This window comes from Paraburkholderia flagellata, from assembly GCF_021390645.1.
GTDB classification, from domain to species: Bacteria; Pseudomonadota; Gammaproteobacteria; order Burkholderiales; family Burkholderiaceae; genus Paraburkholderia; species Paraburkholderia flagellata.
This window is the reverse complement of record NZ_JAJEJT010000003.1, coordinates 717,100-730,721: the sequence shown is the minus strand read 5'-3', so window position 1 is coordinate 730,721 and position 13,622 is coordinate 717,100. Positions and strand designations below refer to the sequence as shown.

Below are 13,622 nucleotides of genomic sequence, written 5' to 3'. Positions count from 1 at the left end.
GATGAAACTCGACTCCTACTGGCTCGATACCGCCCCTGGCGGTCTGCTCGCAAGCGAGGGACCGGTGGAGGGCCGCGTGGATGTCGCCGTGGTCGGCGGCGGCTTCACGGGGCTTTCCGCCGCGCTCGCGTTTGGCCGCCGCGGCGCGAGCGTCGCGGTGCTGGATGCGGGCCGCATGGGCGGCGGGGCATCCGGGCGCAACGGCGGTCAGTGCAACACGGGCGTGGCGCAGGACTATGCGGCGCTGCGCGGGCAACTCGGCGTCGAGCGCGCGCAGGGTTGCTACCGGGCCTACGCGGCTGCCGTCGATACCGTGGAGCGGCTGATCCGCGAAGAGGGCATCGACTGTGACTATCTCGCTTCGGGCAAGCTCAAGCTCGCGTCGAAGCCGCATCACCTCGAACACCTCGAACGCACGGCTGAGTTGATCCGCCGCGAGGTCGATCCGGATGTCGAGATCATTGGCCGCGAACAGATTCGCGGCGAGGTGGAATCCGACAGCTTCCATGGAGGACTGCTGCACAAGCACGGCGGCCAGATGCACATGGGCCGTTTTGCGGTAGGGCTTGCGAACGCCGCTGTACGGCGCGGCGCACGGCTGTACGAGCACGCTGCCGTGACGTCCATCGCGAAGGAGGGCGGCGCGTATCGCGTGGAGTCGTCACGCGGGACGTTGCGCGCGCAACAGGTGTTGATCGCAACGGGCCCTTCGCGGCACGGCCCGTTCGCGTGGTATCGGCGGCGTCTTGCGCCGGTCGGCTCGTTCATCGTTGTGACGGAGCCGCTGGCGCCCGCGCAACTCATGCGGCTCTTGCCGAACCGCCGCTCGTACACGACGAGCCGCCTCATGCATAACTATTTCCGAGTGACGCCGGACTCGCGTCTGCTGTTCGGCGGCCGGGCGCGCTTCACGGCGTCGGAGCAGCCGTCCGACGCGAAGAGCTGCCGCATCCTCCAGCGCAATCTCGCTCAGCTCTTTCCGGCGCTCGCGAGCGTGCAGATCGATTACTGCTGGGGCGGACTCGTCGATATCACCGCGGACCGTTTGCCGCGCGCGGGCCAGCACGAAGGCGTGTGGTTCTCGATGGGCTACAGCGGCCACGGCACGCAGATGTCGACACACATGGGCCAGGTGATGGCCGAGGTGATGAGCGGCAACACGGCCGCGAACCCGTGGCGCGATTTCGCGTGGCCCGCCATTCCGGGGCACACGGGCAAACCGTGGTTTTTGCCGCTCGTCGGCGCGTACTACCAGATCAAAGACGCTTTTTACTGACCCTGCATTTTCCAAAATACACAGCCTCGATACGTCGAGCTGCGGCCCCCCACATCAGACGCGGAGAAGTTTCATGAGCATCGACAAATCGCTTGAAGACATCGCTCACCCGGGCGTGCGGCTCGAGGAATTGACGAAGCGTGGCGCCACGCGCCGCGACCTCCTTCGCGCGATGGCCGCGGGGGGCATGATGTCGATGACGGGCGCGGGCCTCTTCGCCGCGAGCGGTGCGGCCTTCGCGCAGGAGAAGCCTAAGCAGGGCGGCAAGATCCGCGTGGCGACGCAGTCGGCGTCCGCGTCCGATACGCTCGATCCCGCGAAGGAGTCGGTGTCCACCGACTACGTCCGCGCGTACATGGTGTACAACGGCCTGACCGAGTACGACTCGCATCTCGGCGCGCAGATGGCGCTCGCCCAGTCGCTCGAAACGAAGGACGCGACGGTGTGGGTCGTGAAGCTGCGCAGCGGCGTGCAATTCCACGACGGCAAGACTCTCGCGCCCGCCGACGTCGTCTACTCGCTCATGCGCCACAAGGACGCCGCGGTGGCCTCGAAGGTCAAGACGCTCGCCGACCAGTTCCAGGACGTGAAGGCCACAGGCCCGAACGAAGTGACGATCACGCTCACGGGGGCGAACGCCGACCTGCCCGTGATCCTCGCCGACTCGCACTTCATGATCATCAAGGACGGGACGAACGACTTCAAGACGGCGGTGGGCACCGGGCCGTTCAAGCTCAAGGAATTCTCGCCGGGTGTGCGCACGGTGGTCGTGCGCAACGAGCGCTACTGGAAGCCGGGTCTGCCGCATCTGGACGAGATCGAACTGGTTGGCATCGGCGACGAATCGGCGCGCGTGAACGCGCTGCTCTCGGGCGATGTGCAGCTCATCAATCAGGTGAGCCCGCGCTCGACCTCGCGCATCAAGGGCACGCCGGGCTTCGCGGTGAAGGAGACGAAGACGGGCCAGTACACCGACCTCATCATGCGCGACGAAGGCGGTGTCACGGGCAACGCGGATTTCCGCCGCGGCATGATGCACCTGTTCGATCGCGAGCAGATCCGCAACACCGTGTTTCTCGGCTACGGCGCGATCGGCAACGATCAGCCTATCGATCCGACCAACAAGTACTACTTTGCGGGCCTGCCGGAGCGCACGTTCGATCCGCAGAAGGCGAAGTTCTACTTCCAGAAGGCGAAGCTCGGCAGCACGCCGCTGCAGATCTATGCCTCTCCGGCTGCGGACGGCTCAGTCGAAATGGCGATGCTGCTGCAGCAGGTCGCGCCGCAGGCGGGCCTGAATCTCCAGGTGGTGCGCACGCCCAGCGACGGCTACTGGTCGAACCACTGGATGAAGCACCCGCTGACCTTCGGCAACATCAACGCGCGCCCGAGCGCCGACGTGATCTTCACGCAGTTCTTCAAGTCGGACGCGCCGTGGAACGAGGCGAACTGGAAGGACCCGAAGTTCGACCAGATGCTGCTGACGGCGCGCGGCGAGCCCGACGACGCCAAGCGCAAGAAGATCTACGGCGACATGCAGGTGCTCGTGCATAGCGACGGCGGCATCGGCATTCCGATGTTCCTGAGCTCGCTCGACGCGCATACGACGAAGCTCAAAGGCCTCGGCTCGATTCCGATTGCGGGCCTCATGGGCTTCAAGTTCGCCGAGAACGTGTGGCTCGAAGCGTAGTTCCAGGTGTGATGTTTGCGGCCGGGCGCACGCCCGGCCACCGATTCCCCGCTTCATGATGCTCAGGGAGGCGACATCCGATGAAAGCTCACGCGCAACGTCTCATTGCCGCGCGTCTCGGTCTCGCGCTGCTCACGTTGCTGATCGTCTCGGCAATCGTGTTCGGCCTCACGGGCCTGTTGCCCGGCGACGCCGCGCAGCAGGCCCTCGGCCAGGCGGCGACGCCCGAGCAGGTGGCCGCGCTGCGTCACCAGTTCGGCCTCGACCAGAGCGCGCTCACGCGTTATTTCCACTGGCTCCTGCAGGCGGTGACCGGCAACTTCGGCACGTCGGTGTCGAACAGTCAGCCGGTGAGCGCGCTGATCGCCACCCGCCTGCCGAATTCGCTCGTGCTGGCGGGGCTCACCACGCTCGTTTCGGTGCCGCTCGCGCTCGCCATCGGCATCTTCTCCGCCGTGTTCCGCGGCTCGCTGCTCGATCGCGCGCTCAACGTGCTCACGCTGTGCGCCGTGGCCGTGCCCGAATTTCTGGTTGCCACCATCGCAGTGCTGATATTCGCGGTGAAGCTGCGCTGGCTGCCTGCGCTCTCGTACCTCTCCGAGGTGGACTCGTTTGGCACGCTGTTGCGCATCTACGCGATGCCCGTCATGACGCTGTGCTGCGTGATCGTCGCGCAGATGGCGCGCATGACGCGCGCAGCCGTGCTCGACCAGCTGGGTGCGCCGTATGTGGAAATGGCGCGCTTGAAAGGCGCCTCGCCCGCTCGCATCGTGCTTCGCCACGTGCTGCCGAACACGATTGGCCCGATCGCGAATGCCGTGGCGCTGAGCCTCTCGTATCTCTTTGGCGGCGTGGTGATCGTCGAGTCGATCTTCAACTATCCGGGCCTCGCGAGCCTGATGGTCGACGCCGTGACGAACCGCGATCTGCCGCTCGTGCAGGGCTGCGTGATGGTGTTCTGCGCCGCGTATCTGGTGCTCGTGCTGATCGCGGACCTGTGTCAAATCGTATCCAACCCGAGGCTGCGTCAACGATGATCCGACCCGCCACATCCCATGCCGCGACCGTGCTCTACGCGACCAGCGAGAGCGAGGAGCGCGCCGCCGCCGAGCTCGTCAAGGACGTTCCGGGCGACGTTCCCACGCCGCCGCGCTCGCCGCTGCGCCGCATCGTCGGGCGCCTCTCCGTGCTCGGCCTGATCGGCCTTGCGATCGTCGTGTTCTGGCTCGGCGTGGCCTTCATCGGGCCGCTCGTCGCGCCGTACAAGGGCGGCGCCATCACCTCCACGGAGATCTTCGGCTCCTATAGCGCGGCGCATCTGATCGGCACCGATTTCCTGGGCCGCGACATGCTGAGCCGCGTGCTCTACGGCACGCAGTACACCGTGGGCCTCGCGCTCGCCGCAACGCTGCTCGCAAGCGGCATCGGGACATTCTTCGGACTGCTTGCGGCTGTCGCGCCGCGCTGGATCGACGAGGTGCTGAGCCGCCTGTTCGACGCGTTGATCTCCATTCCGAGCAAGGTGCTCGCGCTCGTCGTGATCGCGGCGTTCGGCTCGTCCGTGCCCATGCTCATCACGGTCGCGGCGCTTGCCTATATTCCGGGCGCGTTCCGCATCTCGCGCTCGCTCGCCGTGAACCTGATGACGCTCGAATACGTGCAGGTCGCCAGAGCGCGCGGCGAGGGGCTTTTCTACATCGCCCGTGTGGAAGTGCTGCCGAACATGATCCACCCCATGCTCGCCGACTTCGGCCTGCGCTTCGTCTTCATCGTGCTGCTGCTCTCCGGCCTGTCGTTCCTCGGACTTGGCGTGCAGCCGCCGGACGCGGACTGGGGCTCGCTCGTGCGCGAGAACATTGGCGGCCTCGCGGAAGGCGCGCCCGCCGTGCTGATGCCAGCCGTCGCCATTGCGACGCTGACCGTCGGCGTGAACCTGCTGATCGACAGCCTGCGCCGCCGCAGCGGCCGCGCGCATGGAGGCGGAAAATGAACATGATCGAAGTGACGGGCCTGCGCGTGGTCGCGGGCGCGGCGCCCGATCCGGTCGTCGAGATCGTCAAGGGCGTCGACTTCACGGTGAAGAAAGGTGAAGTGCTCGCGCTGATTGGCGAGTCGGGGTCGGGCAAGACCACCATCGCTCTCTCGCTGCTCGGCCATGCGCGTGACGGCTGCGCCATTGCGGGCGGCAGCGTGAGGATTGGCGGCACGGATGTGCTCGCGCTAGACGAGCGCGGCCGCCGTGCGCTGCGTTCGCGCACCGTGGCTTATGTGGCGCAGAGCGCTTCGGCGGGCTTCAATCCGGCGCGCACGATCATGGATCAGGTGACCGAGCCCGCGCTGCTGCACAAGCTGATGTCGGCCGCGGCGGCGCGCGAGAAGGCGGTGAGCCTGTTCCGCGCGCTCGCGCTGCCGTCGCCCGAAACGATTGGCGCGCGCTATCCGCATCAAGTTTCCGGTGGCCAGTTGCAGCGGCTGATGGCGGCGATGGCGCTCATCACCGATCCCGCCGTGGTCGTGTTCGACGAACCCACTACGGCGCTCGACGTGACCACGCAGATCGAAGTGCTCGCGGCGTTTCGCAAGGTCGTCCGAGAGTTGGGTACGACGGCTGTGTACGTGTCGCACGATCTCGCAGTCGTCGCGCAGATGGCCGATCGTATCGTCGTCCTGAACAATGGCGCGGTGCGGGAGAATGGCACGACGCTCCAGGTGCTCGAAGCCCCCGCCGACGACTACACGCGCGCGCTGTTGGCCGCGCGCCGTCACCCCGACCCCGGCCCTCCAGCCGCGCCGCCGGCCGCAGAAGTGCCGCTGCTCGAAGTGCGCAACCTGATCGCGGGCTATGGGCGTGTCGATGCGAACGGCGTGCCGGCAGCGCGTGTGCTGGAGGACGTGAGCCTGCGTATCCCGCGCGGCAGTGCCCTGGGCGTGATCGGCGAATCGGGCTCGGGCAAGACGACGCTCGCGCGTGTGGTGGCCGGGCTGGTTGAGCGTGCGCGCGGCGAGGTCCTGCTCGACGGCGTGCCGCTGCCCGCCACGCTGTCGGCGCGCACGCCCGACCAGTACCGCCGCATCCAGATCGTGTTCCAGAACGCCGACACCGCGCTCAACCCGAGCCGCACGATCGCCGATATCCTCGCGCGGCCTATGTGCTTCTATCACGGTCTGCGCGGCGCACGGGCGCAAAAGCGCATGCTCGAACTGCTGGACCTCGTCAAGCTGCCCGCGTCGATCGCGAAGCGTCAGCCGGGTGCTCTTTCGGGCGGCCAGAAGCAGCGCGTGAACCTGGCCCGCGCGCTCGCGGCCGAGCCCGCGCTCATTCTGTGCGACGAGGTGACGTCCGCGCTCGATACCGTAGTCGGCGCCGCGATTCTCGACTTGCTCGCCGAACTGCGGCGCGAGCTGGGTGTCTCGTACATGTTCATCAGCCACGATATCTCGACGGTGCGCGCGATTTGCGATGACGTCGTCGTGCTGTACGGCGGCCAGTGCGTCGAGGCGGGTCAGCGCGACGTGCTCGAAGCACCGCCTTATCACCCGTACACGGGCCTGCTCGTCGATTCGGTGCCGGCCTTGCAGCCGGGCTGGCTCGACGCACGCCGCGCCGTGGCGGGCACGGCGCTCCCGCCGCTCGGGGCGTCGGCGGAGGTGCGCGAGCTGTGTGCGTTCCGTGCGCGTTGCCCGGTGCGTATCGATGGCGCGTGCAATCTGTCGGCGCCCGCAATGAAGCGGCTGCCCAGCGGCGCGCAGATTCTTTGCCATCACACGACAGCGGAGCTCGAGCGCTTGCAGACCGCGCAGGCGGCACAAGTCGCGCAAGCCACCAAGGCGGCCGCATGAGCGCACGCTTCGTGAGAGTCGCGGAAGCGGGCCGTCCGACCTTCGACATCGAAATCGACGGCCGTGTGGCGCAGGCCGCCGAGGGCGACACGCTGATGGTCGCGCTGCTCGCCACGCAGGACGCGCTGCGCGACTGCGAGTTCGACGACGGGAGGCGCGCCGGTTTCTGCCTGATGGGCGCCTGCCAGGACTGCTGGGTGTGGACCGCACAGGGCGAGCGGCTGCGCGCCTGCACGACGCTAGCGGCGCCGGGCATGTCGATCGTCACGCGCAACGCGCTTGCCGGGGAGGGCGTATGGCCGCACGCATAGAACTGAAGGTGGTCGTGATCGGCGCGGGGCCCGCCGGCGTGCGCGCGGCGCAGACGCTGGTCGCGGCGGGGCTGCGCCCTGTCGTCGTGGACGAAGGGCGGCGCGATGGCGGGCAGATCTACCGCCGCCAGCCCGAAGGCTTCAAGCGCAGCTACGAAACGCTCTATGGCACCGAGGCCGGGCGTGCGGCATCGCTGCACCGCGACTTCGACGCGCTGCGCCCGAAGATCGATTACCTCCCCGACACGCTCGTATGGAACGTCGGGCCGAAGTCCGTGCATCTCGCAAGCGGCGCACGCTACCACGAGCTTGCGTTCGACGCGCTGATCGTCTGTAGCGGCGCGACTGACCGGCTCATGCCCGTGCCGGGCTGGCATCTGGCGGGCGCCTATAGCCTGGGCGGCGCGCAGGTCGCGCTGAAGGCGCAGGGCTGCGCCATCGGCGCGCGCACCGTGATGATGGGCACCGGCCCGCTGCTTTACCTCGTCGCCGCGCAGTACGTGAAAGCGGGCGCGACGGTGAGCGCCGTGCTCGATACGTCAACGTTGGGCCAGCGCGTGCGCGCGTTGCCCGATTTGCTGCAAGTGCCCGCTACGCTGCGCAAGGGCATGGCGCTGTTGCGCACGCTGCGCCGCTCGGGCGTGCCGGTGCATCGCGGCGTCACGCCGCTGGCAATCGATGGCACGCCCGAGCATGGCGTGAGCGCGGTGCGCGTGAAACTCGCAAACGGCAGCGAGCAGCGCGTGGAGTGCGATGCCGTCGCGCTCGGCTACCACCTGCGCTCCGAAACGCAAATCGCCGATCTCGCCGGATGTGCGTTCGTCTTCGATCCGGCTGTGCGGCAATGGCTGCCCGAAATCGATCAGGACGGCCGCAGCAGCGTGGCAGGCGTTTATCTCGCAGGGGACGGCGCACGCGTACGCGGCGCGGACGCCGCCGAGCGCGCGGGGTGTCTCGCGGCGCTTGCGGCACTGCGGGATGCGGGCGCGGGCTCATCGCATGGAGCACTCGCCGAGGCAGCAAGATTGCGCGTTGAACTCGCACGTTTCACGCGCTTCGCGCAAGGCTTGCGCAAGGCATTTCCGTGGCCTGCGCATTTCGCGGCGGCGCTGCCTGACGACACCGTCGTGTGCCGCTGCGAAGCCATCACGGCGGGCGACCTGCGCCGCGTGGTGCGCGAGACGGGCGCAACGGAAGCGAATCGCGCGAAAGCGTTTTCGCGCGTTGGGATGGGGCGCTGCCAGGGCCGCTTCTGCGCGCACGCGGGGGCCGAAGTCATCGCAGCCGAGGCGCGCGTGCCGCTCGAAGCCGTGGGCCGGCTGCGCGGCCAGGCGCCGGTGAAGCCGCTCACGATGGCGCTGAGCGCGGCCTCCCACGACATCGACGAAATGCAGACCCTCGCCGCGCAAACGCAGCGCGGCGCGTGCTGCGCAAAGGAGTTCAGCGAATGACGGATCGCGCCGACGTGATCGTGATTGGCGGCGGCATCATCGGGACGTCCACGGCGTTCTTTCTTAGCCGCCGCAAGCGCTCAGTGATCCTGATCGAACGCGGGCTGACGGGCCAGCAGGCAAGCGGCGTGAACTTCGGCGGCGTGCGCCGCCAGGGCCGCGCGCTCTCGCAGCTCGCCATGTCCAATCGCGCGCTCGATATCTGGTATCGCGCGCAGTCGCTGCTCGGCGAAGATGTCGAGTTTCTGCCTTCGGGCCACACGCGCGTGTGCTACCACGCGCACGACGCCGAGTACTTTCATCGCTACGCTGAGCAAGCGCGCGCGTATGGGCTCGATCTCGAAGTGCTCGAAGGCGCGGCGATGTTCAAGCGCTTCCCGTTCCTGGGTCGCGAGGTGCTGGCCGCCTCCATCTCGCCGCGTGACGGCCACGCGAATCCGCGTCTGGCCGCCCCGGCCTTCGGCCGTGCTGCCGCGCGGCTCGGCGCGAATCTCGTCGAGAACACCGAGATCGTGCGCGTGGAAAGGGAGGCGGGCGGCTTTCGCGTGGAGAGTGCGACGGGGGCCGTGTGGCGCGCGGAGCAACTGCTTATTTGCGCCGGTGCATGGGCCGGGGCGCTCTCCGGGCAGTTCGGCGAGCCGGTGCCGCTCGTCGCGCGCGGCCCGCAGATGGCCGTGACCGAACCCGTGCCATACCGCTTCACGCATTCGATGGGTGTCTACACGTCGAACAAGGCAGAAAGCGTGTACTTCCGGCAGATTCCACGCGGCAACCTCGTGCTGGGCGGTGGTCCCCCGGGTCCCGCCGACACAGGCACGCGCCGCGCTGGCGTGCTGCCTGGCAACACCGTGCAGCAGATCGCGCAGTTCCGCCGCCTGGTTCCCGCGCTCGCGCCGCTGCACGTGATCCGCGTGTGGAGCGGCGTGGAAAGCTACCTGCCGGATTCGGAGCCGGTGATCGGCCCGAGTTCGACAACTCAGGGCCTTTTCTATGCGTTCGGCTTCAGCGGTTCGGGCTTCCAGATCGGGCCCGGCGTGGGCGAAACGCTCGCGGAACTGCTCGACGCCGGCGCAACCGACATGCCGCTCGAACCGTTTTCGATTGCGCGCTTCGGGCGCACGGCATCCGCCGTGAGCGCTCACGCTTCGACCGCGAGCGAGGCTTGATCATGCATACCGTCCACGCGACAGTGACTCCGCTTCGCGACGCGCTGGCCTATATCGAAGCGAACTTCGATAAATCAGTGAGCCTCGCGGAGTTGGCCGAGGTGTCCGCGCTCAGCGTGTCGCGCTTCGCCACCGTGTTTCGTCAGCAGGTCGGACTTTCGCCATACAAGTATCTGTGCGAAGTGCGCGTGCGCCGCGCACAGCTATTGCTGCTGGCGGGCGTGCCCGGTGCCGTGGTGGCGACAGAGGTCGGCTTTTTCGACCAGAGTCATCTGGCGCGGCATTTCAAGCGCTTTTGCGGCGTGACGCCCAGCGCCTTCCTGCAGCAGGCGAGGGCGCTCGAAGCGGCCTGAGCGCGCCTCCTGCGTCTGGCGTCACAGAATGACGTAGACCTTGCGCATCGTTTCGTCGACTTCCCACGTGCCTTGCGTGTTCGCCGCGAAGAAGAGCGTATCGCCGCCGCGAAAATGCACCGTTGCCTCGCCGTCGGGCGTGAAGCGTCCGCTTCCGCTCAGGATGTGCATGACCTCCGCTTCTTTCACCGAGCGGCGGTAGGTGCCGCTGGTGCATTCGAAGAGTCCCGTATCGATGGACTCCGTGCCCGGAATCACTTTTTGCATGCCCGAAACGCGTATCGTCTGCGAGCCGGGTGCGCCCGCTGTGCCCCAGTCCTCTAACGCTTGCACGTTGACGCTTTGCGCGATCTGCTGAACTTTCATCATTCGTTCGTTTGCCTAAGTAAAAAGAGAAGTCGCTTCAGCGCTTCTGAACGATGCGCTGCTCGATCTTGCCGAGCCGCACCACGGTCACGCCCGGACGCAACTGGCGCAGCGAAGGCATTACGAGAATGCAGTCGTCGTAGGGCGTGACTACCGGCTCGCCGTCGGACCAGCCGATCACGGCGCCCGCCTTGGGGAACACTTCGAGGCCCGTGTACTCGCCCGCGAAACGGAAGTCCATGCTCGTCGCCACCACGGGCTCAGTCACGCGCACGACACGCATTTCCGGTGGAAGCGGCTGCAGCCAGTCCGCGGGCAGATCCGTTTCGTCCACGACACTCGAGTGCAGCAGGAAGCGCGCAGTGACATCGCGTGCCACGGTCACGGCGCTCGCTTCCCAATGCTGTCCGCACTCGATCAAGAGCGCGTTCTTCGCGCTCGCCGCGTCGCCGAAGCCTTCGTAGTCGCGCATGCGGCGGCCTTCGGGGTGGCCTTCGTCGCAGATGACGGTGGCCGGCGCGCCAAGCTGCGCGGAGAGTTCGACGCCCTTGGCGAGCGGCCCGGCGACGATGAGCGGCATGCACTTCTCATGCATCGAATGCAGATCGAGCAGCAGATCGACGTCGTCGATCACGGGCCGCATCGCGCGGGCGCGGCGCAGTTCGCTCGAATCGTGCGAACGGTCGTCGAGCGCCTGCGCGGTCCACACGCGATTGAAGTCCTGATCGACGAAGCGTGCGGCGTCCGGGCGCGCGGGATCGAAGCGGCGGTAGGCCTCCACGTTCGCGAACGCAAACGTGAGCTTGCCGCGCCGTGGCCGCAGCCGCGCGCGCAGCAGTGCATCGACGACGATCGCGCCGCACACCTCGTTGCCGTGCGTGAGCGCGTTGATCATCACATGCGGGCCGGGCACGCCCGAATCGAACGTATGCACATAGGGGATGCCGGTTTCGCTGCGCTCGTGAGCGGCGATGTCGGGAAACGTCACTTCGATCGGATAGGTGCTCATACAAGCCCTCCCTGGCAGAGGTATTTGATGCTGAGGTAATCGTCGAGCCCGTACTTCGAGCCCTCGCGGCCATAGCCCGATTCCTTCACGCCGCCGAACGGCGCCGCTTCGCTGGCGAGCGCGCCCTCGTTGATGCCGACGATACCCGCTTCGAGCTGTCGCGCGACGCGGTCGATGCGGCGCACGTCCTGGCTGTAAAAGTACGCGGCGAGGCCGTAGGGCGTGTCGTTGGCGGCGTGGATGGCCTCGGCTTCATTGTCGAAACGGAACAGCGGCACAATCGGGCCGAAGGTTTCTTCGCAGCTTAGCTGCATGTCGGGCGTGGCGTTTGCGAGCACGGTGGGCGCGTACCAGTTCGGGCCCAGTTCGTTAAGGCGCTTGCCGCCCGTGAGCACGCGTGCGCCGCGGCTCACGGCGTCGTCCACATGGCGGGCGATCTTTTCCACCGCGCGCGCGTTGATCATCGGGCCGATCTGCGCGGCGGGGTCGGTCGCGGGCGCGACTTTCAGAGCGGCCACGCGCGTGGCGAGCTTGTCGGCGAAGCGCTCGAAAACGCCTGACTGCACGTACACGCGATTCGGACACACGCAGGTCTGGCCGCCATTGCGGAACTTCGCGGCCATGAGGCCATCGACTGCGGCGTCGAGATCGGCGTCGTCGAACACGATGAACGGCGCGTTGCCGCCCAGTTCGAGCGAGAGCTTCTTCAACGTGCCCGCCGATTCTCTCGCGAGATGCTTGCCCACGGGCGTCGAACCGGTGAAGGTGATCTTGCGCACGCGGCTATCGGCGAGCCAGTCGGCGACAGCGCTCACGCCGCGCTCGCGCGAAGCGCAGATGAGGTTCAGCACGCCAGGCGGCACGCCCGCCTCGTGCGCGAGCATCACGAGCGCGAGCGCCGTAAGCGGCGTGTCTTCGGCGGGTTTGCCGACCACCGTGCAGCCCGCTGCGAGTGCCGGGGCGATCTTGCGAGCGATCATCGCGAGCGGGAAGTTCCAGGGCGTGATCGCCGCGACCACGCCCACGGGTTCTTTCACCGCGCTCATGCGCTTGCCGCGCTGCTGCTGCGGGATGAGGTCGCCGTAGATACGCGTGGCTTCGTCGGCGAACCATGCAACGTAGGACGCGCCATACATGGCTTCGCCGCGGCCTTCATGCAGGGGCTTGCCTTGTTCGCGCGAGATCAGTTGACCCAACTCGTCGGCGTTTTCGACGATCAGCGCATGCCAGCGGCGCAGCACCGCGGCGCGTTGTGCGGGGAGCGTGTCGCGCCATGCGGGGAATGCGCGGGCGGCGGCGTCGGTGGCGGCGCGTGCGTCGTTCGCATCGCTGTCGGCGACGTCGGCAATCGTTTCGCCTGTTGCGGGATCGGTCACGGCGAAGCGCGCACCGCTGGCCGCGCTCACCCATTGTCCGTCGATGAAGTTGTCGCTGCGAATCAGCGCGCTCAAGGGATAACGCTTTGTCATATGCCGATTCCTTTCCGCCCATGCGGAAGCCGGTGGTTCGATGCGAGGAAGTGAGCGCGCACGACTAGCGCGCCGAAACCGTGAGGTGTCGGCGCGAAGCGTGCGCGAGAAAATGGAAGCGAGACGCGTGAGCGTGAGGCGCGTGCCTCACGGGCGTCGCCCATGTTCAGGAATGCAGGTTCTGCGAAAACAGCGTTTCGAGCGGATAGTGCGTCTTGACGAACGCGGTCTTGATGATCACGTAGCTGAAGTACTTCTCGATGCCGATATCGCGCTCCAGCAGCCCTTCGACAATGCTCTGATAATGGCTCACGCTGCGCGCGACGAACTTCAGCAGATAGTCGTAGCCGCCGCTCGCGAGATGGCATTCGACCACCTCGTCCACTTCGCGTATCGCTTTCTCGAACTTGATGAAGTCCTCGCGGCGATGGTCGGCGAGCGTCACCTCGGTGAACACCATCTGCACGTCGCCGAGCTTTTCCAACTGGATCTGCGCGCCGTAGCCGGCGATGAACCCCGCCTTCTCCAGACGTTTCACGCGGATCAGACAGGGGCTGGGTGACAGCCCGACTGCGTCGGCCAGTTCGACATTCGTGATGCGCCCCCGCTTCTGCAGTTGCGAGAGGATGCGCAGATCGATTCGGTCCAGCTTGCAGTCGTTGCTCATCGTGATGGGGACGGCCCCGCATGT

13 protein-coding genes are annotated in these 13,622 nt (G+C 67.0%); 9 read left to right on the top strand and 4 right to left on the bottom strand.

Going from position 1 to position 13,622, the window contains the following annotated elements; translation table 11 throughout:
• Position 1: 1 nt before the first annotated feature.
• The 9 genes from L0U83_RS26940 (at position 2) to L0U83_RS26900 (ending at position 10,087) form a co-directional block, all read left to right on the top strand.
• Complete coding sequence (locus tag L0U83_RS26940; protein ID WP_233887206.1) at positions 2-1,276, top strand: NAD(P)/FAD-dependent oxidoreductase; 1,275 nt, start codon at positions 2-4, stop codon at positions 1,274-1,276.
• A gap of 73 nt (positions 1,277-1,349) precedes the next feature.
• Positions 1,350-2,966, top strand: a complete 1,617-nt coding sequence (locus L0U83_RS26935; RefSeq protein WP_233887205.1) for an ABC transporter substrate-binding protein — start codon at positions 1,350-1,352, stop codon at positions 2,964-2,966.
• Positions 2,967-3,046: 80 nt separating this feature from the next.
• The gene (locus L0U83_RS26930) at positions 3,047-4,003 is read left to right on the top strand and encodes an ABC transporter permease (protein ID WP_233887204.1); all 957 of its coding nucleotides are present in this window, start codon (positions 3,047-3,049) and stop codon (positions 4,001-4,003) included.
• On the top strand, positions 4,000-4,956 hold the full coding sequence (locus L0U83_RS26925) for an ABC transporter permease (RefSeq protein ID WP_233887203.1): 957 nt from the start codon (positions 4,000-4,002) through the stop codon (positions 4,954-4,956). The genes L0U83_RS26930 and L0U83_RS26925 overlap by 4 nt, the downstream gene beginning before the upstream one ends.
• Positions 4,953-6,806 (top strand): ABC transporter ATP-binding protein, encoded by a 1,854-nt coding sequence (locus L0U83_RS26920; protein ID WP_233887202.1) that lies wholly within the window; start codon positions 4,953-4,955, stop codon positions 6,804-6,806. Before L0U83_RS26925 ends, L0U83_RS26920 begins: the two co-directional genes overlap by 4 nt.
• Positions 6,803-7,117, top strand: a complete 315-nt coding sequence (locus tag L0U83_RS26915; protein WP_233887201.1) for a (2Fe-2S)-binding protein — start codon at positions 6,803-6,805, stop codon at positions 7,115-7,117. Before L0U83_RS26920 ends, L0U83_RS26915 begins: the two co-directional genes overlap by 4 nt.
• Positions 7,102-8,568: an FAD/NAD(P)-dependent oxidoreductase gene (locus tag L0U83_RS26910; protein WP_233887200.1), complete on the top strand. Its 1,467-nt coding sequence runs from the start codon at positions 7,102-7,104 to the stop codon at positions 8,566-8,568. The genes L0U83_RS26915 and L0U83_RS26910 overlap by 16 nt, the downstream gene beginning before the upstream one ends.
• Positions 8,565-9,734, top strand: coding sequence for an NAD(P)/FAD-dependent oxidoreductase (locus L0U83_RS26905; RefSeq protein ID WP_233887199.1), 1,170 nt, complete (start codon positions 8,565-8,567; stop codon positions 9,732-9,734). Before L0U83_RS26910 ends, L0U83_RS26905 begins: the two co-directional genes overlap by 4 nt.
• Positions 9,735-9,736: 2 nt before the next feature.
• Positions 9,737-10,087, top strand: a complete 351-nt coding sequence (locus L0U83_RS26900) for a helix-turn-helix domain-containing protein (RefSeq protein WP_233887198.1) — start codon at positions 9,737-9,739, stop codon at positions 10,085-10,087.
• Between the two features lie 21 nt (positions 10,088-10,108).
• On the opposite strand, the gene L0U83_RS26895 is transcribed toward L0U83_RS26900, so the two are convergent.
• From L0U83_RS26895 to L0U83_RS26880, 4 genes are all read right to left on the bottom strand, one after another.
• Complete coding sequence (locus tag L0U83_RS26895) at positions 10,109-10,453, bottom strand: cupin domain-containing protein (RefSeq protein ID WP_233887896.1); 345 nt, start codon at positions 10,451-10,453, stop codon at positions 10,109-10,111.
• A 37-nt stretch (positions 10,454-10,490) separates the two neighbouring features.
• The gene (locus L0U83_RS26890; protein WP_233887197.1) at positions 10,491-11,462 is read right to left on the bottom strand and encodes a M14 family metallopeptidase; all 972 of its coding nucleotides are present in this window, start codon (positions 11,460-11,462) and stop codon (positions 10,491-10,493) included.
• Positions 11,459-12,931: an NAD-dependent succinate-semialdehyde dehydrogenase gene (locus L0U83_RS26885; RefSeq protein ID WP_233887196.1), complete on the bottom strand. Its 1,473-nt coding sequence runs from the start codon at positions 12,929-12,931 to the stop codon at positions 11,459-11,461. The genes L0U83_RS26890 and L0U83_RS26885 overlap by 4 nt, the downstream gene beginning before the upstream one ends.
• A 166-nt stretch (positions 12,932-13,097) precedes the next feature.
• Entirely contained in the window at positions 13,098-13,598 is a 501-nt protein-coding gene (locus L0U83_RS26880) for an Lrp/AsnC family transcriptional regulator (protein WP_233887195.1), read from the bottom strand.
• Between the last annotated feature and the right edge of the window lie 24 nt (positions 13,599-13,622).